This window comes from Nocardia sp. NPDC004278 (assembly GCF_053602975.1).
Genome location: NZ_JBSGEQ010000011.1, coordinates 163679 through 186226, shown reverse-complemented (window position 1 = coordinate 186226; position 22548 = coordinate 163679). Strand labels below are relative to the sequence as shown.

The window sequence follows — 22548 nt, the reverse complement described above, 5'->3', positions numbered from 1 at the left end:
GAGGTTCGGCTTTGGGTGGGTGGGGGTTTCGCTGTTGCGTTGGTCTTGTGGTGGTTCGGGGTGTTGGTGGCGGGATCGGGTGGGTGGTCGGAGGTTCGGCTTTGGGTGGGTGGGGGTTTCGCTGTTGCGTTGGTCTTGTGGTGGTTCGGGGTGTTGGTGGCGGGATCGGGTGGGTGGTGGGAGGTGTTCGGTTGAGCGGTGGGGTTCGTTCAATCCTGCTGCGGTGGTGGCATATCGACGGTGCGGCGGGTGGTTCGGATGACGTCGGTCCGGAGGGGGAAGTCGAATTCGCCCTCTGCGGTTTCCGGTCGGCTGCGCAGATAGGTCCTTATTCGATCCAGCAGTTCGGCCCGCTGCTCTGCCGGTATCACCACTGTGAGCGAATGTGTACCGATGGTCGCGGTGAGGGATTCGGCGGTCCTTCGATGAGTGTGCGCGAACTCGGACCTTTCGAAGTCGGTGAACAATGGATGCGACGGCACCTTGTTATCCGACCCTGCCGATGGAACGGGCGCGTTCGCACGCACAACCTGTTGTAGCCCGGCTACCCATTCGATGCGGCCGTCGTCCATATTCCAGAATGCGGCGAATACGCCATTCGCGCGCAGCACCCGGGCGATCTCCGGGAATGCTCGCGCGTGGTCGAACCGCCGGACAGGTGATTCCGGCGCAGCCGACCACTGCGGCGCGACTGTTTCCGCGGGCCTCGCTGCCGGGCATCCCCGGTTTCGCGAGTCCCGATGTCGACAAGGTCGAAAAGTTGCTCGAGTCCGCGATCCGCGGTATCGCCGACGGTGTCGGACTGGAGATTCCGGGTGTGTCGTCGGGTGCGGGCCTGCCCGGATTCGCCGAGCAGTCGAACGGCTGGGATATCGGCATTCCAGGTGTCGCGCAGCAGGATCGGCCCGAACCCATCGTGGCCCGGGCCGAGGTGGGCGGCGATTCGGCTGCGACGCAGGTCGAACAGGCGCTACCGCTGGGTCGGTCGTGACCCGGACCTGGGAGTTCACCGATCTGGAATTCAAGGTGCTGTGGGAACGCCAGCTACAGCAGCGGATCCTGCCCGAGCCGCTCACCTATATGAGCCGCACGCCTTTGCGCGACGACTACGAACGCGAGAAGTTCCAGATCTGGGAGCGTTTGCGGGATACCGTGGACGGCTCGATGCTCGAGGTCATCTCGCGGCCCGAGGTCCTGTGAAGGTGCTGGGGTGGAACGACGCGGACCAGGAAGATCCGCAGCAGTGGATCCGGGCGCGTGGCGTCCGGTGCCCGCGGCTTTCTACTGGCCCAGCAGCCCGGTGAAACCCCCTGGCACAGTGACGGTTACGCGATTACCGAATGCGGTCCGTGGGGGGTGGCCGACGCGGTCGTCGGATTGCTGCCGAAGACGCGGCCCAGCCGGATCGGCAGCATTCCGATCCTGACCGATCGGGTCGCCGATCATGAGCGGTTCGACTTCGGCGGCTCCCGGGTCACCGAGACCGCCAGCACGTCGACGGTGAGCCGCAGTGACCAATTCTTCGCCATACCCGCAACCCGGACCGGTGTGATCACCATCCACCAGGGCCATTCGAAGTTCGGTCCGCGCGGCATCCTGGAGCGAATTCTGGTGTGGCGCGACCTGCCCGACGACGGCCGCTATGTGATCGAGCTCGACCAAGCTCCGGTCGCGCTCGGCATCGGCGAGGGGCGGCTGGTGCAGAAGATCGATGACCTGATCGCCGGAATGCTCCAGCGGCTGGAAACCCATTGGGAGTGAACGGATCAACTGCCGGAGCGGCGGCGCGCGGCAGCCGCCGACCTCGCAGATTTGCTCAGCTCGCCGACTTGCGGAAGAACAGCACGTTGTCGCCGTAGTCGGCGAGCGGAATCGCGAGTGCGGCTTGCCGAATGCCGCTGGCGGGTAGTTGGGTGAGCTTCGCGAACATGTCGGTATTGCCGAAGGCGGCGCGGACCTGGGTTTCGGACGCGTAGTCCGCGCCGTAGTCGGCCAGGGCGGCGAAGTCCAGCGGCGCCAGCGGGGTATCGAGCGGTGCCTGGCCGCTCGGGCGACCAAGCGCGGCGTATTGGGTGGCCACGCCATTGTCGTACCGGCACAGCTCGTAGGACATCTTTTCGTTCGCGGTCACGCTGATCACCTGCCAGCGGTTGGAAAGATGCTGTGCCAGTGGATGTCTGCCGACCGGTGTCATCTCGCATTTCAGGCTCATGACGACCACCGAACCGCCATAGGGCGCTTCGATGAGCACCACATCATCGCCGAGGGATTCCGTGGCGTTCAGTTCGGGATCGAAGGTGTGCCAGTGGGTTTCGTGCGCACCGCGCACCGCCGAGCGGTCGACCTGGCCTGCGTTATCGGCGGCGTAGGCCGCGATAATCGCCGCGCGGACCTGGGCGAGGGCATCGCGGGAACTGCAGCGCACGCTCAGCGCACCGAAGGTCGCACCGATCTCCACCGGCCGCGAGGGTGGATCGGGTAGTGCGCCCGCGGCCAGCGGCTTCAAGCCGACCAGTGCGAGCTTCCAGTTGATCTCCTCGATGGTCGACAGGTCGCCCGAGGTTTGGTACAGGATCTGCTGCTGGGTGAGGTGTCCCGCGCGCTGCAATGTCCGGCATTCGAGTTTGGTGAGCGCCGTGAGGGTCTTGCTGGTGAGGTCGATGTCCTCGATCCGGGTTTCACGCAGCCGCGCCGTCATCTCGGGCGAGGTGAAGGCCGCGTACCGCTCGCGGTACATCGCGACGGCCTGTTTGCGCTGTCTGCCGACCATCAGTGTGCGCAGCAACATATTCAGGCTCGCGAGGTACTTGCCGGCCTGATCCGGATTCGTCGCGAACAGCGAACTGCGGATCCGCACGGCATCCTCGCTGGCGGCAACGGCGGCACCCGGGTCGAGACGGCACAGCCACACGCCGCACTTCGACAGCCCATCCGCGCAGACGGCGGCCACCTGCGGATGTGTGTGGGCCACTTGACGATATGTGTGGCAGGCATTGCGGATGGTGCTCGCGGCCAGTTCTCGGTGGCCGATATGGCGGGTGGCCTGCTCGAATACGCGCAGCGCCTCCTGTACTTCACCCGCGAACTGCGCGCTGACCCGCCCGGCGGCGAGCCAGTGCAGCCGGATGCCGACGGACTCCTGGGAGGGCGCCAATGCCTCGGCCGTGCGGTCACGTCCCTGGCCGTTCTTGGTGGCGACCAGTGCCTTGGCGAGGTCGCAGAGCGACGTCGCCAAACGCAACTCGTTCTCGACCGTTCGGTCGACGGCTGCCCGGCGATCCTCGGCTACCCGACGCTCGAGCGCACTCAGATCCCTCAGATCCATCGCGACCTCAACTCCCGCATTACCTCCGCGCCACGTCGAGCGGCCGCATTCTGCTCGACCGAGTTTGCCATAGAAATGGCCGGAACGAGCAGGCAATCCCCCGGCGACCGCCGCCGCCGCGATCGACCCGTTGACAGCGGGTGCACTCGGCTTCCGTGCGCTGGGGTCGTTCCGCGCGGACGATACGGTGTGGTCGAGCAAATACCTGCCGCGGGCAGTTTGTCCGGGGTGGTTGCGCTCCGGGGTTGTGCTCAGCCCTCGAGCAGCAGTGTCACCGGTCCATCGTTGACGAGTTCGACATGCATATGCGCGCCGAATCGGCCGGTGGCGACGGTCGCGCCGAGTTCGCGCAGCGCCTGGGCGAAGGTCTCGACCAGCGGTTCGGCGACAGCACCCGGCGCGGCCGCGGACCAGGACGGCCGCCGTCCTTTCCCGGTATCGGCATAGAGCGTGAACTGACTGACCACCAGAATCGGCGCGTCCAGATCGGCCGCCGAGCGCTCACCCTCGAGAATCCGCAGCCGCCACAGCTTGTCCGCCAGCGCCTTCGCGGTCGCCTCGGTATCGTCGTGCGTCACCCCGACCAGGGCGACCAGTCCCTGCGGGTTCGGCTCGATCCGGCCGACGGACTCGCCGTCCACGGTCACCTGAGCGGCGGATACGCGCTGCACCAGTACTCGCATGCCCCGATCCTCGCATCCGGGTTGCCGGCTGCCGCCGGGTGCATCGGATCCGTTGAGGCGGTGGTCTCGCGGGTGCTCGCGCTGGCACGATTCGAGCGATGGAGCTGAACGCGGGTCGGCCGGTCGCTAATGAGCACGATTCGGTTGCCGAGGCGGCGGTCGGGGCCGGACTCGGTGCGCACCGGGCGAGTTATCTGCCCGTGGCACCGGGGTGGCGGCGGAGGCGATCGGCCTATGCGGGAGCGGGTGTGTAACTGCCACGGCACCTTTCGTTCATTTTCGAGCTACTGACGAGTTGCCCAGCGCTGTCATCGTCGAATCAGAGGATCCGATGGTGATGGCGCGGGTGACCGCAGGAGCTCGAGGAGTTGGCGCGATGTCGGACAAGTTGACGCATGACGCGGACCTGTTCGAGAGGGCCGCGGAGCGGACCAGCGCGGTCCGGGATCGGGTCAATGGCGTGCTGAGCACGTTGGACGCGGCGCTCGCCGGACGCGGTGAGCCCTGGGGCAACGATAAGCTCGGCCGACAGTTCGCCGAAGGGCCCGATGGCTACAAGGTGGCGCGCACGAATATGACCGCCAATATCAAGACCACCGCGACGAATTTCGACAACTTCTACACCGGTCAGACCAAGACCGCCAAGGAGTTGCGGCGGATGGACCACTCCAACGGCGACGGCTTTCGGTAATCGGGGGCGGGGGTATGACCAACGAATTCGCCAAGGCCGAGATGGCCGCAGTGCTCGATGAGGTCCAGCAGCAGTTTCGCGCGATCGCGAAGGTGCAGCAGCAGCGCGCCGAACTGACCGCCAGTGCGACTGTGCGCAAACGGATTACTGTCACGGTGAACGCCGACGGCACCATTATCGAAACCAAATTCGCTTCCGATATAGACGAATTGAGCTACAGCGAGATCGCCAAGGCTGTGACGGAAGCAGCTCAGCAGGCCACCGCCGAGGTGATGCGCAAGGCGCAGGAGCTGATGACGCCCCTGCACGATCGCCGGGCGCGACTGCCGAAACTCTCGGATCTGATCGAGGGCATGCCCGATCTGAGCGCCGAAATGCCGAAGGCGCCAACGGTTTCGCTCGCGCCGCCGAATGCCGAAGAGCGGCGCGCGGTCGCCGCCGATGACAGCGCCCCGATGGAATTCAGCAATGTCGAGTTCGTTTCTCGACAGCCGGGCGCGGACCGCGGGGTCACCGATTCCAGCTGGTGATCCAGGGGTGAGTGCGGATGGCTGAGCTGCCCGGATATCTCAAATGGTTGGAGTGGGTCGCTGGGTCCGACTGGCCGGCGGGCGATCCGGATGGCATGTGGGGCCTGGCCGATGACTGGCGCGCGGCCGCGGCCGGATTGCGCGATATCCTGCCCGATATCAGGGATGCGAAAGCGGCGTCGCTGAAGGCGTATCAGGACGGCGACGGCATCGACAAGATTCTCGAGAACTTCGACAGCTATCTCGAGGGGCCGCAGTCACTCGAGAATCTGGCCAAGGACTTCGAGAAGCTGGCCGATTCGGCGACCGGCGTCGGTACCGAGATCGAATACGGCCAGCTGATGCTGATCACCTCATTGGCATTGTTGGCGGCCGAGATCGCGATCGCATGGATCTTTCCGCCGACCGCACCTGCCGCAGAGGCAGTGGCGATCACTAGCACTCGGCTGGCGATTCGGGTGATCGCCAAAGAGATCATGGACAAGATCGTCAATATCGTCGCCAAATTCCTCGGGCGGCGACTGGCCGAGTTCCTGGTCCGTCACATTGCCATCGATACCGCACTCGGCACGATCCAGGACTGGGGTATTCAGCAGTATCAGGTGAGTTCCGGACACCGCAAGGAGGTCAACTGGGAGCAGGTCGCGGTCACCGGCGTTAGTTCGGCAGTGGGCGCTGGTGTGGCCAGTCCGCTGGGTGAGATGCTCGGCAAGAGACTGGCCGAGGTCGAGATGAAAGACTGGCTGCGCGGGCTGATCACGGGCTCGGCGGCGGGCACCGTTGGCGCGCTCGCCGGGTTCGGCGGAAGTGTGGCCACGCAGTTCGGCATCACCTGGGCCAAGGATGGTGAACAGGGCGGCTGGGATAAGGCCGTCGAAGGTCTGAAGAGCACCGAGTTCGATCTGCGCATGTTGACGGCGGGTGCGACGAATGGCGCGATGTCCGGTGCGAATCGGGCGCGGGCCGATCAGTTCTATCGTGATCGGCATCCGGAGTGGTATCCGTCGAGTGGTTCGCCGGTGAATCCGGATAGCCTGACCCGCATCGGATTTCGGCCCGATGCGGGTCCGGTGGGTGCTGGTGCTGGCGGTGCCGATGTGGGTGCGCACGGGGGTGCGGGTGACTCGGGGAACGGCCGGGTCGGTGAGGGTGCGCCGAATGCGGGCAATTCGGGGGAGTCGGTCAACGGTCGGGCCGCGGGTGACGGGGCTGCGGCCGGAGATGGGTCGACTGCGCATGTTGCCGAGGACGGTGCGGGGGCGGCCGGTGTCGATGGGGCGAATAGCCATGGTGCGGGCGATGATTCGGTGCAGGCGCATGGCGCTGATGGCGGAATGTCGAAGGCGGGGGTCGCCGGTGATGGTTCGACGGCGCGTGCTGGCGACGATGGTTCGACCGCTCACGCTGGAGATGGCGGTTCGACCGCGCGTGCTGGTGACGAAGGCTCAACTGCACGTGTTGGTGACGATGGTTCGACCGCTCACGCTGGTGACGGGGGTTCGACCGCTCATGCTGGCGAGGGGGGTTCGGCTGCGCGTGCTGGTGATGATGGTTCGACAGCGCGAGTTGGTGATGGCGGCTCCCCGGATACGCACGGGGCGGGCGATGCGACCACGAATGGGCATGCGTCCGGGGATGGTACTGTCCGTCCCGCAGGCGAATCGGATCACACTGCGGTACAAACGAATTCGGCGGCCGGTGAGTCGAATGGTGGTTCAGGCGCGCGTACGGCGTCCGTCGATCACGGTGGAGCGGCGTCGCCGGACGCGAATCAGTCCGCGTCGGCTCGGGCCGATGTCGGAACGCGAGCCGACCTGGCTCCCGCAGGTGCGCACCCCGTTTCGACGACCGACGGAACGCATGCCTCCAGCGACAACGCGTCCGCTGCTGCCACAGCAGTGTCGGGCCCCGCCCAGACCGGTGCCCACACCGCGACCTCCCCGACCCACTCCGGAGCCGACACCCGCGGCGGCGCACCGACATCCACGCCCCGCCCCAGCGCCGCCGAGATACGCCAGCCCGGCACCACCTCCAGCACTGACGCACAACGCAGCGAACCCACCCGTCCACAGTCGAGCGCCGAATCGCGCACCGGAGAACGCTCGACCCCAACCTCCGGCCCGGACGCCCGTACCGCCGCAGACCGATTCCGTACCGGCGATAGCTCCGAGGCCCGCCCCGCAGCAAGCCGCGCATCAACCGAAAATCGCGCGGGTGCAGCGCAATCCGCATCAAATGCGAAGGCAGCCGAACCCTTCGCCGCCCCTCGAGCGGACACCGCACCGATCCACCCCGATGCCCACGCCGACACCGGCGTCACGGCCCGAGCAGCCACCGATTCCACAGCCCTTCCCGATGCGGAGTTGGCGGCGGCGGTGCATCGCGATGCGCTCTTGCGCGCGGGTGCGATTCCGGTGACCGATCGGGTCGGTGTGCTGAAGGGCGAACCCGCGCGGATCTACGTGGTCGGCCGGGGCCATGACGACCCGATCCGGGTGCTGGACGCGGCGGCGGCCGAACATCCGCGGTTGGCCGAATTGCGGCAGACACCGGGCACTGTCGTGCGCGAACTGCGCATCGGATCGCATGGCGAGACGCGGGTACTGCGCATCGATGGTGAAGCGGCGCAACAGGAATCTGCGCAGCAGGAATCTGCGCAACAGGAATCTGCGCAGCGGGAATCGGCGCAGCGGCCGAGTGCTGAGGTCGCGCGTCGGCCCGATGTGGAAGTCGAACAGCAGCCCGTCGCGGAGGCCGGTGGCGGCGGAAAGAAGCCGCCGTCCCTGCCGCCGGTGCCCGTCGGATCGCCGGACGATCCGGGTGCGGATCCGGCACGGAACTCGAACTCCGACAGCGGATCCGTCGATCCGGATGCGCCCCGCCGGGTGGTCATCGATGCCAACGGCGACGAGATTCCGCTGCGGCTCACACCGGAAGGCGACCACTGGCGCGTCGAAGCCCCCGAGGAAAGCGGTCCACCGGCGTACCCCTCGGAGTCCGAACCGCCGGAACGGAAGTCGCCGCTGCGGCGGGCTTGGGAACGCATTCGGGAGAAGCTGCGCGTGCGCGGCTACGTCGGCGATTACCCCAAGTATCCGTCGGGATCGGGTGAGGACCGCAAGGGCCAGACGGCGCTGAAGGATGCCGTCGAACATGCGCCGGAGCTGTTCGAACACCATCCCGCCCAGCCGACACCGCATCCGCCGCAGACATCGGGGCACGATGTCGTGGCCCGACCCGCGCCGGAGCATTCGGACCAGGCCCTCAATTTCGCCCGGATCGCGAAGGAGGGCTGGACGGCGTGGCGCAATCGCGAGCATCTGCCGATCCTGAACAAGCTCTCCGGCCGAACCCGGGATGTGGCAGGCGATTTCGTGGTGCCGCGCACACCCGACGGCGAGGAATACCGGTTCTGGGTGAGTGACGCCGACCCGGATCTGGTGCGCCAGACGGTCACCGAACTGCTCGAGGTCGAGGCGATCGCACCGGAGGAGGCGAAGGCGGTTCTCCAGGAGGCCCTGACCGTCGCAGATCCGGAACAGCGGCAACGCATTATCGACGATCTGGAGAACTTCGACCTCATCTCCCACGACGAGGCCCGGGCGTTGGAAGCGGAACCGCCACCCGCACAACCGGATCCTGGCGTCGAACTCGACGGCCCGCCGCCGCAGGACGAATCGCTGACCGATACCGCGCACCGGCTCGGCTTCGATCTGCCCGATGAGAGCCCGGAGACCGTCCAGCGGGTACTCGCGGAGCAGGAATTCCGGGCCATGCGCGAGGCGGCCGCGATCGCCGGACTCGCCGAGGCGGCCGACCGCTTCAACGAGGAGGTCACGCGCCCCTACGTCCGAGCGGATCTGGCCGGTTCGGGGCCGGAGCTGGACGGGCCACGGCCACCGGCGGGCGAACTCGACGATCCCGACGCCCGCATTCGGATCGACGAGGACGATGACTACTACGTCGACGAGGACGACGAGGCGGCGCAGCAGCCGACAACTCGCTGGGGCGTACAAGATGCCGCGGGCCGTCCGGTACCGCTGGCCGACCGGGTCAGCATCTTCGACGACAACCCGATGGGCCGCTTCCTGAAGGAGCTGATCAGCGCCTTCGACGGACATCCCGGTCTGCAGAACTACACCCCGGTCGGAAATGGCTCGGATCCGCTGCGCGAATGGGGCGATATCGGGTCGGGCCAGGAACTCGGCCGCGACCAGGGCCCTCGGGTGTTCTTCGAGCACGCGCTGCGCCGCGACCAACTGCGCGATGAGGTATCGACCTGGGCGCAGATGTTCGGTCTCGACCTGAACGATGTGAACCCCAGGAACCTGGACACCACGCTGCGCCGACTCTGGGTCGAGCACGATGCGCGGGTCGGCAGGGTCGTCGAATTCGCCGCGGCTGCCGAACCGCATCTGCACGCCGAATCGTCCGAGCCCGTCGGCGAGGTCCATGGCGATCAGGTCGCCCGGGTGCCGGTCGGTGACGGCGCGCCGGACCGGCTCGTGGTGATCGACGGACCGCTGGACCGTGCCGACGCACTGGCCAGGGCGCTCGCCGATGATCCGGCGCTGGCCGAGGCGCTCAACCGCGGCGAGGTCGAACTGGACTACCGGGCCGCCCGGGAGGATCGGCTGGGGCAGATCCATCTCGACCCGGTGGAAACGCCCGAGGTGTATCACCATCGGGAGACGATCGATGGCCGGGAACTGGTCGTGACGATGGTGCGCGATAACGATGGTCAGTGGCGTGCGGTGCAGGCGCCGGTCGACGGGCCGGCCGGGGGGGATCCGGCCGCGCCGCCGCGCACTCGACTCGAGATCGTCCGCGAACTCGTCAATGTGGCAAGGGAACTCGGCCTCGGACCGGAGGATCTGCACCCGGACCGGGTGGCGCAGACGATCGCGGAGCTGAAGCTGGGCAATGCGCTGCGGGCCGGTCAGGTCGAGGCGCTGGCCGACTTCGCGCGCACGATGGATCAGATCTCGAACTTCAACGATATCGGCGATGCGCGCGGCCAACTCGCGCACCGGCTCGATATCCCCGAAGCGGAGCTGACACCGGAGCGCGCCGGGGCGGCGCTCGCCGATGAGTCGTGGCGAAATGCCCGGCGCGATCAGCAATTCAAGGATCTGGCCGACTATGCCAAGCGGCTGCGCGAAATCGACCTCGACGCGGTCAATGCCGCCCGCGATCGGTTGGCTTCCCGGCTCGGACTGGTGGATTCGGATCCGCTGCAGCCGACCAAGGTCAAGGTGGCCGACGACGGCGAGGTCAAGCGCTCGTTGGATGCGAACGGTCTGGATCCGGCGAAGCTGCGCAAGGTCATCGCCGGGCTGGAAGCCGAGGGCAAGCACGATCAGGTGGTCGGTGCGCTCACCGAATACCTGCGGGCGCTGATCGATATCGATCCGTACTCGGAGGTGCCGCGCGGTGATCTCAGCGCCGATCCGCGGGCGGCGGGCGAGCCGCCGATCCATGAGTTGGGTGCGGTGCGGGCATTGCGCGAAATCATTGCCGAGGCAATGCAATCCGGGAATGCGCTCGATCTCGGGCGGGTGCTCGCCGAGCATCCGGGCCGCGACGGTCATTTCACGCCGGGCGAGCAGAGTTCCAACCGGCACGGGCGGCCGCAGCCCAGTCGCGATTGGGCCCGGCTCGTCGGTGTCGATATCGCGGACGCGGACGATGCGACCTTCCGCAAGGTCTACGAGGCGTACCGCGACGGCAAGATCGAGAAGCACGAGGGGCTGAGCCCGGCCGAGCTGACCAAGGAACTCGCCCGCATCCGTGCCGAGATCCGGGCGCGGGCCGAGCAGATCCGGGCGCTGGCCGCCCTGTATGACGAGTACTCCTCGGCACCTGAGGAGTTGACGTCGGGTGGTTCCGATCCTGGAGTCGGTGGCGCGCCGAAGTTGGGTGGGCCTGACGATGGTGGGTCGGGTGCCATGCCACCGAGTGGTTCCCAGCCCGGGGCCGGTGGATCGCCGAAGGCGGGATCGGATGACGGTGGGGCTGCTGCGACGCCGCCGCGGTCGGGTGGTTCGGCGGGATCTGCCGAGGCGCCGGAGACCGGTGGATCGGACGATGGTGGATCCGCCGCCAAGCCGCCGGGTGGTCGCGAGCTCGGGTCGGTGGGCGAATCGGATGATGGCGGGTCCGTGGCGACGCCGCTGCGTGCGGATGGTTCAGCGGGATCTGGCGAAGCGCCGAAGTTGGGCGGATCGGGTGACGGAGGGTCTGCTACCGCGCCGCGAACGGGCGGTTCCGAGCCAGGATCCGGTCAGCCGCCGAAACCGGTTGGGGCAGCGGATGGTGGGGCCGCCGCACGTGGTATCCCAGGTGGCGAAGACCCTGCGTCGCAACCGGATTCGGCCGAGGCTCCGGATAATCGGTCCGAGTGGAAGCGGCGCATGGATGCCGAGCAGGCCGAGTGGAATGCGCGGATGCACGCGGAACTCGACGAGTGGGTCGCCCAGATGCGTGGCGGCGAGGAGACGCCGCCCGGCAGTGCGACCGATCCGCGGACCCAGATCGATGAGGCGCTGCGACGCGAATCCGAGGCCGTCGAGGAAGAGTTCCGGCGTCGCGATGAGGAGCGCGCGGCCGAGCATCAGCAGTTGATGGATCATCTCGATGAGTTGGCTCGTCGGCTGGAGGACGGTTCCGGCCGGCCCGACCCGCGCGAAGAGGCTGTGCCGGACCATGATCCGGGGCGGATCGATGCGGCGTTGGCGCGTGAGTCGGCGGCGGCGGAGGAGGCGTTCCGGCGTCACGACGAGGAAGGTGAAGCCAGGCATCAGCAGTTGATGGATCATCTCGACGAGTTGGCACGTCGACTCGAGCAACGGTTCGCTGATCTGGAAGAGCTTGTCCCGGAGCCGCATTCGGCGGAACCGGAGTCGAGGATCGATGCCGCGCTGGCACGTGAGTCGGCGGCGGCGGAGGAGGCGTTCCGGCGTCACGATGAGGAGGGCGAGGCCAGGCATCAGGAATTGATGGATCACCTCGATGAGTTGGGGCGTCGGCTCGAGGAACTTCGGCAGTCGGATGAGGGACCGGAAGAGGACGGTCCCGAGCCCACCGCACCGCCATCCGGACCGCCGCGCAACCCATCGGACAGTCCTGCGTCCGGCGCCGAGCCGGTTCCGACCTCGGATGAGGGCGAACAGAGCCGACCAGAAGCGACCAGACAGAGCGAGCCGGAGGCGGCTGGCCGAAACGAGCCGGAGGCGGCCCAGCGTAGGCAGCCGGATGCGTCCGAGCCGAATGAACCGTCGGCGTCCGGTCGGAACGAGCCACAGGCGGCCGGGTCGAGCGAGCGCCAGGCGGCCGGGTCGAGCGAGCCGAAGGAAGCTGGTCCGGATGAGTCGAAAGCGGCTGGGCGCGAGGAGGTTTCGACTGAGGGGCGCGAGGAAGTTCCGGCCGGTGGTGACTCGGGGGCCGAGGGGCGGGCCGGGGATGCGCATGATGAGGCTGTGCGGGCGCATGCTGATGCGGTTGTGCGGCGGGACGCGCTTGCGGCTCGGGTGCGGGAGTTGGCGGATCGGCTACCGCCGCAGGAGGATCCGGATGCGTGGACGCCGCAGCGGATTCGGGCGACCATTGCCGAATTCGCAGGTAGGCGTCTGATTTCGGATGCCGATCGAGCCGTCATCGGTGAACTCGCGCGGCTCGCACCGGAGTTCGTGCGGGTGGATGCCGAGGTGGGTGAGCTCGCGGCGCGGGTCGGGTTGGTCGACGAGTACGACCGGTTGCTGCAGGAGCGGCAGGATCTGGTGCGTGAGCGAGAGTTCTTGCGGGCCAAGGCGAATGAGCGCGCCGCCAATATGGGGCTGGATGATTCGACCGAATGGGTACGGCGGGACCCGGATTCGCGTGACGAGGCGATCCAGGCGCTGCACACCCGCGCGCGCACCGATATCGTCGAGGTGGAGGGCGGACTGGAGGAGGCGAACCGTCAGGTACGCAGTCCGGTCGAAGGCGAAGAGCAGGGGCGTCGCGAGGAGGCGCTGCGCAAACTGATCGCGGCGACCGAGGATTTCGAATCCCTCGACGACCAGATCCGCGGGATCGACCAGCGGCTGTCCGAACTCGAGGACCAGGGCGTCGCGCGGCACCGGCCACCCTCGGAGGAGGGCGCCGCCGACATCGACCGGATGGCGCGCGAACGCGCCGGGGAACTGCGCCAGATCAAACCCCGCCGCAGCATGCGCGATGACCTCGCCGGCCGCCTCGGCGTCGTCGACGAATCGGGACATCCGGATGCGGCGGCGCTGCAACCGGATCGGCTGCCCGACACCATCGCCGAACTGCGCGATCGCGCCGCGGAAACCGCCTTGTACGAGGACGAATACCGCGCCCGAATGCGCGAGATCGACGCACTGGCCGACGCCGCCGACGATGTGAACCAGGCGCACAATCGCATCGGCCGCCTGCAGGACGAAATGGCACGGGCCGCAGGCATATGGCGTCAGCAGGTCGAGGCCGAGGGCGGGCGCATGGTGACCGACCGGGTCGGCATCGTGGAGGGGGAGCGGCCGCGCATCATCGTATTCGGTCCGCGCAGCGACCCCGCGTCGCCCCGGGCAGATCATGACCACGCGCTGGCCGATGCGCTGCGCCGTGACCCCGCCGTCGCGCAGGCGATGGTGCGCCCCGAGACCCGCGTCGAATACCGTCAGGTGCTCGCCGATCGCGCGGGCAATACCAGAACGGTGCAGCTGGCGCCGCCGGAGATCCGCCGCCTGAGCACCGGCTGGCATAACGGTAGGCGCATAGACATGACGTCCTGGGTCGACGCCGAAGGTGTTGTGCACCATGTCGATCCGACCCGACCGGATTGGGTGGGCAATCGCGACGGCGGCACGGTGCCCAAGAAGTTCACCCCGAAGGATCCGCCGGACGGGGTGAGTGGTTGGGCGATGGAGGATGTCGTCAACGACATCACCTTGCCCACCGATGACGTCCCGCCGGGCGAGGTCCCGGAGAGCACGCTGCCCGTGCACATGCCGCAGGCGCCATCGCGCTACGACACCTCCGGGGTGCCGCCGGGAACGGCCATCTTCGAACAGCATTGGGGCAACGACGCTTACAACATCACCCGGTTGATCCTGATGGCCGCGCAGACCCCGCAGCATCCCGCGGTGAAGGCCTGGATCCAGCGTCATCCGGAGATCGGTGAATGGGTGCAGGCCCGGCCCTGGCTGCAGAAGATTCCGCCATTCGGCACCGTCTTCCGCAACTATGACTGGTTCGCGGGGCCGGAGCGCAATGTTCAGCCGATGCACCGGGCGTGGGATCCGGCCGAGCACGGGAATCCGGCCGATCGGGTGGAGATTTCCGAAGGGCTGCAACGGGAATGGGATCGCGACGCGGCCAACTGGCGTCGGGTGCAGGACTGGGCCGATGCCGAGTACGACCGGTTCCTCGCCGATGACAGCGATATCGACCGGATCGTCGACGGCCTGGATGCCCATCGGCGGGCCCAGCAGCAGGCCGCAGCGCGCGATGTGGTCGGCGCTGTACAGGACCGGCTCACCGCCGATCGGGGCATCGATCCGACGCGCGACGTCGATGCGCAGCTGCGGCGGATCGATAACGACATCGACCGCGTCGCAGCCGATGTCGCGGATCGCTTCGCTATCGACGACCCGGTCGCGGTGCGCGACACCATCGCCGACATTCGCGAACTGCTGAGTGCCGGTGCCGATCCGGATGCCATTGCCGCGATCCTGGCCCAGCACATGCGCCACGACGTACCGGATTTCACCCGCGCCGAAATCGCGCAGATCAAGAACCATCTGATGGTCGACGAACATCTGGTGCGTGACTACACCGATCCCAATGGCGCCTATGTCCGTCGCCCGATGGATCGCCTCGCCGACGTCGCCGAGGCATGGCACCGCCTGATGGCAGGCGAACCGCTGCCCGCCGATCTCGTCCTGCTCCAGGACGCCCGCGCCGAGTCGAACTTCCTGCGCGCCAATCCCGGCGCCACCTGGCGGGCCGCCAATACCCACGCCATCGGCCTCGGCTTCCACTGGGATGCGAACCGTCCGCCGCTCACCGACTGGCGCGCCGAAATCCCCTATGCGGTGGACACCCTGGCTCCGGACCCGGCCTGGTCGCCGCCCGCCGCGCGCGGGCCGGAACTGCCACCGGATGAACCGCCGTTGGGTGCTGTTGCGCCGAAGCCGGATACCCCGGGTTCCGGTGGCGGCGCGCGTCGCCCCGAAGCCGCCGGTTCGGACGCCGGCCTGGGGGCGGATACCCGCCCGGACGAACAGGCCGAATCGTCGCGCAACGAAGCCTCCGAGGGTGAGCCCCAGCCAGCAGGTATTGCGCCGGAACAGATTCCCGTTGCGGCGGTGCGGCAGGCTGAAATCGAACGCATTGCTGACGAATGGGCAAAAGCCTTCATCGCCCGCGAAGAAGCGCGAGCCGCACGCGACGAGACGGACTCCAGTTCGGATCCGACCGGTGAACAACTCTCGGCGGCAGCACGATTCGATGAAGCCGATGCGAAACTGACCCGTCTGAACGAAGAGTTGAGCCGTGCGGTCGCCGATGACATTGCGCATTCCGCAGCGGACGGCGCATCGGATCCGTCGGTACCGCTTAGCGCAGCGGACGACGCGGCGAACCCATCGACACCCCGTGCCGACGAACCGGGCGATCCGGTGCAACGCATCGAGGAGGCCCGGCAGCGAGCCGAGGACGGGTTCGATGAATTGCAGCGCCGGATCGACGAGTGGCACGAGGAGGCGTTGCGGGACAACGAGCGCCGCCATGCGCAAGCCCTCCAGTCGTTGCAAGAATCGGAACCGCCCGTGTGGCACGCCACCGAGGACAGCGCGTCCGCAGCGGATTTGCCGCCGCATGCCGACGAGCCGGGCGACCCGCTACAGCGCATCGAGCAGGCGCGACAGCGGGCCGAGGCCGGGTTCGATGAGCTGCAGCGTCGGATCGATGCTTGGCACGAGGAGGCGTTGCGGGACAACGAGCGCCGCTTCCAGCAGGCTCTCCAGTCGCTGAGTGCGCAAGAGCCGGGAGGCACTGAGAGTGGGGTGCGTTCCGACGCGGACGGCGAGCGGCAGCCACCGCACGTGGGTGAGCCCGGCGATGCGCTACGACGTATCGAAGAGACCTGGCAGCACGCCGAGGCCGGGTTCGATGCGTTGGAGCAGCGGATCGATGCCTGGCACGCGGAGGCATTGCGGGAAAATGAGCGTCGCTACGAGCAGGCTCTGCAGTCGCTGAGTGGGCAAGAGCCGGGAGGCACTGAGAGTGGGGTGCGTTCCGACGCGCCGCCACCGCATCCGGGTGAGCCCGGCGATGCGCTACGACGTATCGAAGAGGCGTGGCAGCGTGCCGAGGCTGGTTTCGATGCGTTGGAGGATCGGATCGATGCCTGGCATGAACAGGCGTTGCAGGAGAACGAGCGTCGCTACCAGGAGGCTCTCCAGTCGCTGAGTGAGCAGGGACCGCCGAGCGCTGAAGGCCGGTCCGACGCGGGCGGCGAGGAGCATGCACGGCGTGCGAGCGAGCCCAGCGATCCGGTACGTCGCATCGACGAGACCCGGCGGCGTGCCGAGGTCGGATTCGATGCGTTGGAGCAGCGGATCGAGGCTTGGCATGCGGAGGCCTTGCGGGAGAACGAGCGTCGTCATCAGGAAGCTCTCCGAGCGCTGCACGAGTCGGAACCGCCGGTGTGGCAGGGCGAGGCGCGGCCGACTGCTGAGCCGATCCCGGATTCCGAAGCGGCGCAGGGTGATCCGATGCGCGCCAGTACTGACAATCAGCGCGGCCAGCCTCGGGATGTGCGAGTGTGGCCGCTCGATGCGCCCGCAGCGGAGCACCGGCCGCAGACTGCCGAGGCGGGTGATGGGGGATCGCAGCATCCGCCGCAGGAGCCGCCGACTCCGGCGCAACCGGAGCCCGATCAGCCGGACTCACATGGGTGGCCGCAGGACGGGCCGTCGTGGATACACGAGCCTGTCACGCAGGAATTGCGTGATGCGCTGCCCGGCTCGGTCGCTCGGATCGTGGATACCACGGCCGCCCGTCAGGCGATGGAACCCCGTCTTCCGGATGGCGCCCGGCGGCTCGGGCTTGATCCAGATGGGTTGAGCCCGTACGAAATACAGCGTGCCATCGACGATTTGGTCGCCACGGCGGAGGCCCGCGTCGAGGCGCTGCGAGACCGGGAAAACATCCCGAGCGCCGAAATGGTGCAGCACTTCGACGATCTCCGTGCGGCCGAACGGGATGCCGCTGCGATCAGGGATGCCGCCAGCGCGTACCAGGACGAACTGCGCGGCTATATCGAGGCGGCCACCGACGAGACCGTGGCCCGACAGAGCGCGGCGGTACTCGCGTCCCGGGACGTGTTGACCGGCGACCGAGTCCACATGGTCGCCGAGGGCATCGGGATCGCGCCCGGCGGGCGGCGGGTACTCGTCGCGTCCCCATCGTCGGCGCCGGAGCAGGTCATGCCCGCCGAAGTGCGCCGTCAATTGGCCGATCAGGGCGTTCATGTCGATTATCGCCACGTTGTGGTGGACGAATCGGGCGTCATCACCGTCACTCCGATTCGCCCGCCTGAGGAAGGCGCCGCACCGGTCCATCCGTCCACTCCGCCGGAAACGCCGGGCTCGGGGTCTGTACGGCCGGAGGCATCGGGCACCGCGCGGCCCGAGTCGCCGGGGGCGGGGTCTGTGAGGCCGGAGTCGCCGGGGGCGGGGGCCGTGAGGCCGGATTCTCCTGGGTCGGGGGCTGTCGGGTCGGACTCGCCTGGCTCGGGGTCTGTACGGCCGGAGGCATCGGGCACCGCGCGGCCCGAGTCGCCGGGGGCGGGGGCCGTGAGGCCGGATTCTCCTGGGTCGGGGGCTGTCAGGCCGGACTCGCCGGGGGCAGGGGCTGTCAGGCCGGACTCGCCTGGCTCAGGGTCTGTCAGGCCGGAGTCGTCCGACTCGGGGTCTGCGAGGCCGGAGACTCCCGGCTCGGGCGCCGTCGCACCGGAAGCGACGGGGGCCGGTTCACCCGCGGAACACAGTGTGGCGCAGCCGGATCCATCCGAAACGCCGCACACCGATGCGGACGGATCGGAATCCGCACCCGGCACTGGGCATGCGGACGGTCTCACCCCCGAGGCCCGAGCCGAACTCGAGCAGCTGCGCGCCGAACGCGCCGTGGCCGTGGCCGAGCGCGAGGAATTGCGCGATCTGCGCCGCATCCGGGCCGAGGGGCTGCCCGTCGATGTCGAGCGGGGGCTGCGGCCCGGTCAGCCGCTCGAGCAGGCGCTCGAAGGGTTGCGCAACAAGACCATGCTGGTGCATGAGCAGGCGGCGCGGCACGCGCGCATCGATGCACTCGAGCGCGCGGCCAACGAATTCAACCGTGTCGATGCCGAGGTCACGCGCCTCGACGAGGCCATTGCCGCGATCGAACTGTCCGGCACACCGGAGGGTGTGCACGCCGAGTTGGTGCGCGAACGCGCGGCGCTCGCGGCCGAGCGCGAATTCTGGCGGGCCAAGCGCAATGACCGGGCCGAGCGCTTCGATCTGCGCGATCCCGATCGCGCGCTGAACCAGGACAACCTGGAGCCGACCATGCGGCGGCTGAGCGGCGATATCGTCGGCACCAGGGACATTGCCGGTACCGGTGATGAAACCAGCAGGTCGGAACCGGAATTGGTGGGTTCGGTCGAACGCACCCAGCGTGCGAACGCCATGTTCAAGCTGCAGGATGCCGCCGAACGGTTCAACGAGGCCGATTCCGCGCTCGCCGACCTGGATCGGCGCATCGCCGCCCTGGAGGGCGCGAATGTCGTGGCGCACCAGCCTCTTTCGGCGGAAGTTCGCGCCGAACTCGACCGGTTGGGTGCCGAACGTGCTGCCGAGGTGCTCGCCGCCAAGCCATGGCGCGGCATGCGTGACGACTTGGCCGACCGGCTCGGCGTGAACCGAGCTGCTGCCGACCATTTCGAGCGAAGCAGTCGCTACGCGTTGGGCCCCGGCGAGATCGATGCAACCTTGCGCGATGCCGCGAATCGGCTCGAGCCGACCGAGGCGAACACCAGACAGCTGCGCCTGTTGCGCGAGGCCGCCGATCGAGTCAACCAGGCGGACAATAGGATCGCGCGCATCCAGGACCGGATGGCCGAGCTGGTCGGCGCGTGCCGCGACGCCTTCGACGCGGCGGGTGCCCGGCAGATCACCGATCGAGTGGGGCTGGTCGAGGGCGAGCAACCGCGGATCATCGTGGTGGCACCGCGCGGCACACTGGAACATCCGCGCGCGGAGCACGATGCGGCCCTCGCCGATGCGATTCGACGCAATTCCGCAGTGGCACAGGCGATGACCCGCCCCGAGACCACCATCGAGTACCACGAGATCGTCGCCGAGCGCGAGGAGCCGGTACGGCTGCGCGATCTCGCGCCGCCGCGCCGCGAATACCTCACCGCGGGCTGGCGCGAAGGTTCGCCCGGCATGCATCTGACCCGATGGCAGGACGGCGAGGGCAACTGGCATCCGGTCAACCCGACCCGCCCGGACTGGACGATGAACCGGCAAGGCCCCCGCGTGCCAAAGACTTTCGAGCCACGGGTGCTGCCCGAGGGCGTGAGCGGCTGGGCGGTCGATCCGTTCCAGTCGTCCATCGTCGATCCGTTCTTGGATCCGCCGCCCGGTGCGATCGATGAGGAACTGTTGCCGCGGATACCCGGTATGGATCCGCTCGATCCGGGTGTGCCCACCTTCGAGCCGCCGATGGCGGGCGTGTTCTACAACACCATGCGCATCATCCTCGAATCGGCGAAGCTCACCGGCTTCACCTGGTTCAGCGATAAGGACCATCCGGGTCGAATCAGCCCGGGATTCAAGGGACACCCCTACTTCCGGCCGCGCGCCGCCGATGTGCAGCCGATGGCGCGCGAATGGGATGTGCAGGATCGGGTGCCCGATCGCGGTGAGCTGTCGGAGGAGTTCAAGCAGCGCCAGCGCGATCAGGAGGCGGCGTGGGCGCGGGTGCAGGACTGGGCCGATACCGAGTATCGACGATTCCGCGCCGATGACAGCGATATCGACACCATCGCCGGTCACCTCGCGGCGCATCCGGATGCGGAAGGCGCGGCGCGCACCGTGCGTGCCGCGGAGATCGTCGATCAGATCGCTCGCAGGCTGGACAGCTCCGGTGATCTCGATCCGATCGTCGACGCGCTGACCGGACAGCTGCGCGACGAACAGCCCGGCGACGCAAGACGATTGGTCGACGACGTCCGCGCTCGGCTCGACGGTATCGACACCGACCGCGCCGAATTGACCCGCTTGGTGGCGGACCGACTCGACGGCTCGACCCCGGCCTTCACCCGCGCCGACATCGAGCAGATCAAGAACCACCTCATGCGTGACCCGCATCTGGTGCACGACCCCGAGGACGGCATCCTGCGCCGCCGCCCGCTCGACGCCGTCGCCGATGTCGCCGAGGCCTGGAACCGTCTCATCGCGGGAAACCCACTCCCACAAGACATCCTGCTCCTACAGGACGCCCTGGCCGAATCGAACTACCTGCACCGCAACCCGATCGCCGCCTGGCACGACGCCAACCAACACGCCATCCGCATCGGCTTCGACTGGAACGCCAACCGCCCACCCCGCACCGACTGGCGCACCAAGATCCCCTACGCCCCACCCCGCGTAGACCACCAGCCCCACCTCCCCCCACGCCCCCATTCATCGGAGCTGCCGAACACCGCAACCAACCGACTTCCGCAACAACCTCACCCGGCTCCAACCTCTGGATCGACTCCGGCCGAACCACATTCGGCCCCCGCCCACACCGAGGACCCATCCACCACCCAACCCCTCCCACCACGCGAACCCACCGACCCCGACAATGAATCGGCTGGGCCGGCGCAGAATCTGTCAGAACCCGCACCGGATCGTGACCCGGCGACCGACCAACTGCCGCCCGCAGCGGATGCGTCTTCGGTTGGCGAAGGTGCGGAGCCCGCTGAGTCGGGCGGCGCTGATGGTCGGTCGGCGACGGACGGTACGTCTGAACGTGGTCAGGTTCCGTTGGAGCCCCCGCCTGGTCGTGCTCTGGCAAGCGATGAGCAGCGGCCCACCGGGGATACAGGTAGCCGGTCTGAGTCCGATTCCGCGCCCGAACAAGGTCAGGATCCGTTGGAGAGCAACAGCGGTCGTGATCGCACGGGTGCCGGAGAGCCGTCTGAGGGGGGTGCGCATCGCGGGCGTGGCGGCGCTGGAGAGTCGTCCGACAGTAAGTCGGGGCGGGATCACGTCGGCGCTGGGGCGTCTGCCGTCGATGCGTCTGGTCGTGGTCGTGCGGGCGATGGGGAGCTGTCCGACGATGGCGTCCGGCGGGGTCCGGTCAGAGATGAGGAGTCCTCCGACGAAGCGGCGCAACCTGATCGGGCGGGCGATGGACAGCCGCCTGCGGGGGATACGCCCACGCATCGGGAAGGTGCGGATTCGGCTGAGCCCAGTGGCGCTGATGGTCGGCCGCCGTCCCACCCCGGGACTTCGCGCGGTCAGCATCCGTCGGAGAGCGCGGCGGGTCGTGATCGCGCGGGTGAAGAGGAGTCGTCCGAAGGCGCGGCCGGTCGTGATCGTGCGGGTGAAGAGGGAGCGTCCGAAGGCACCGTGGGGCGTGATCGTGCGGGTGAAGGGGAGTCGTCGGATGGGGGTGCGCGTCGGGGGCGCGACGGTGGGGACCGCGAGAGTGCGGGGCGATCGGGCCGGGGCCGTGCGCAGGTGCCGCCGCGCCGGCAGGAGCCGCCCGGTGGGCAGGAGCCTCCGGCTGGGCAGGGGCGTTCGGGGGATTCGGGGCCGCAGTCGCAGCTGCCAGGTTCGCGGTTGCGTTCCCATATCCCGCATCCGCCAAGGCAATACGACGAATATGATCTGCCCGATCCACCGCGCCGATCCCCCTTCGATCCGACGTGGCCGCTACCGAAGCACCCACCGGAACCCCAGCCGCCGCATCCCCCAACGCCGCCGAACCCCCCAACGCCGCCGAACCCGCCGACGCCGCCGAACCCGCCGACGCCGCCGAACCCGCCGACGCCGCCGAACCCGCCGACGCCGCCGAACCCGCCGACGCCGCCGAACCCGCCGGTAACGCCACACCCCCCGACGACGCCGCATCCCCCGAAGCACCCGGTGCCGCCGAAGCCGCCCGTGCCGCCCAAACCGCCGGTACCCCCGCAACCGCCGACTCCACAGCCGTCGGTGCCGCCGAAACCCCCTGCGCCGCCGGTGCCTCCGCAACCCCCGACCCCGCCGGTCCCACCGG

Annotated in this window: 10 protein-coding genes; 7 read left to right on the top strand and 3 right to left on the bottom strand. The window is 68.2% G+C overall.

The genetic code is table 11. The annotated features are described in order from the left end of the window. Positions 1–209: 209 nt before the first annotated feature. A complete protein-coding gene (locus ACWEO2_RS19335) occupies positions 210–611 on the bottom strand; it encodes a hypothetical protein (RefSeq protein WP_452406563.1) in 402 nt (133 codons plus the stop codon). Positions 612–628: 17 nt separating this feature from the next. Between ACWEO2_RS19335 and ACWEO2_RS19330 the strand changes: the two genes are divergently transcribed. From ACWEO2_RS19330 to ACWEO2_RS19320, 3 genes are read left to right on the top strand one after another with little or no spacing between them, the layout of a single operon-like run. Continuing rightward, positions 629–991, top strand: a complete 363-nt coding sequence (locus ACWEO2_RS19330) for a hypothetical protein (RefSeq protein ID WP_452406562.1) — start codon at positions 629–631, stop codon at positions 989–991. After that, the gene (locus tag ACWEO2_RS19325; RefSeq protein WP_452406561.1) at positions 988–1200 is read left to right on the top strand and encodes a hypothetical protein; all 213 of its coding nucleotides are present in this window, start codon (positions 988–990) and stop codon (positions 1198–1200) included. The genes ACWEO2_RS19330 and ACWEO2_RS19325 overlap by 4 nt, the downstream gene beginning before the upstream one ends. 57 nt (positions 1201–1257) lie before the next feature. After that, the gene (locus ACWEO2_RS19320) at positions 1258–1761 is read left to right on the top strand and encodes an ESX secretion-associated protein EspG (RefSeq protein WP_452406560.1); all 504 of its coding nucleotides are present in this window, start codon (positions 1258–1260) and stop codon (positions 1759–1761) included. Between the two features lie 55 nt (positions 1762–1816). Here ACWEO2_RS19320 and ACWEO2_RS19315 read toward each other — a convergent pair whose 3' ends face one another. Beyond that, positions 1817–3325: a hypothetical protein gene (locus tag ACWEO2_RS19315; protein ID WP_452406559.1), complete on the bottom strand. Its 1509-nt coding sequence runs from the start codon at positions 3323–3325 to the stop codon at positions 1817–1819. Positions 3326–3576: 251 nt separating this feature from the next. Then, positions 3577–4008 carry a D-aminoacyl-tRNA deacylase gene (gene dtd / locus ACWEO2_RS19310; protein ID WP_354952735.1) on the bottom strand — a complete coding sequence of 144 codons (432 nt, stop codon included), beginning with the start codon at positions 4006–4008 and terminating at the stop codon, positions 3577–3579. A 98-nt stretch (positions 4009–4106) separates the two neighbouring features. On the opposite strand from dtd, the gene ACWEO2_RS19305 reads away from it, so the two are divergent. From ACWEO2_RS19305 to ACWEO2_RS19290, 4 genes are all read left to right on the top strand, one after another. Continuing rightward, positions 4107–4262: a hypothetical protein gene (locus ACWEO2_RS19305; protein ID WP_452406558.1), complete on the top strand. Its 156-nt coding sequence runs from the start codon at positions 4107–4109 to the stop codon at positions 4260–4262. Positions 4263–4384: 122 nt separating this feature from the next. Further along, positions 4385–4699 (top strand): hypothetical protein, encoded by a 315-nt coding sequence (locus ACWEO2_RS19300; RefSeq protein WP_452406557.1) that lies wholly within the window; start codon positions 4385–4387, stop codon positions 4697–4699. Positions 4700–4713: 14 nt separating this feature from the next. Beyond that, complete coding sequence (locus tag ACWEO2_RS19295) at positions 4714–5229, top strand: YbaB/EbfC family nucleoid-associated protein (protein WP_354952747.1); 516 nt, start codon at positions 4714–4716, stop codon at positions 5227–5229. 17 nt (positions 5230–5246) lie between these two features. Beyond that, the coding region (locus tag ACWEO2_RS19290) for a WXG100-like domain-containing protein (RefSeq protein WP_452406556.1) at positions 5247–22548 on the top strand (17302 nt) is incomplete at its 3' end.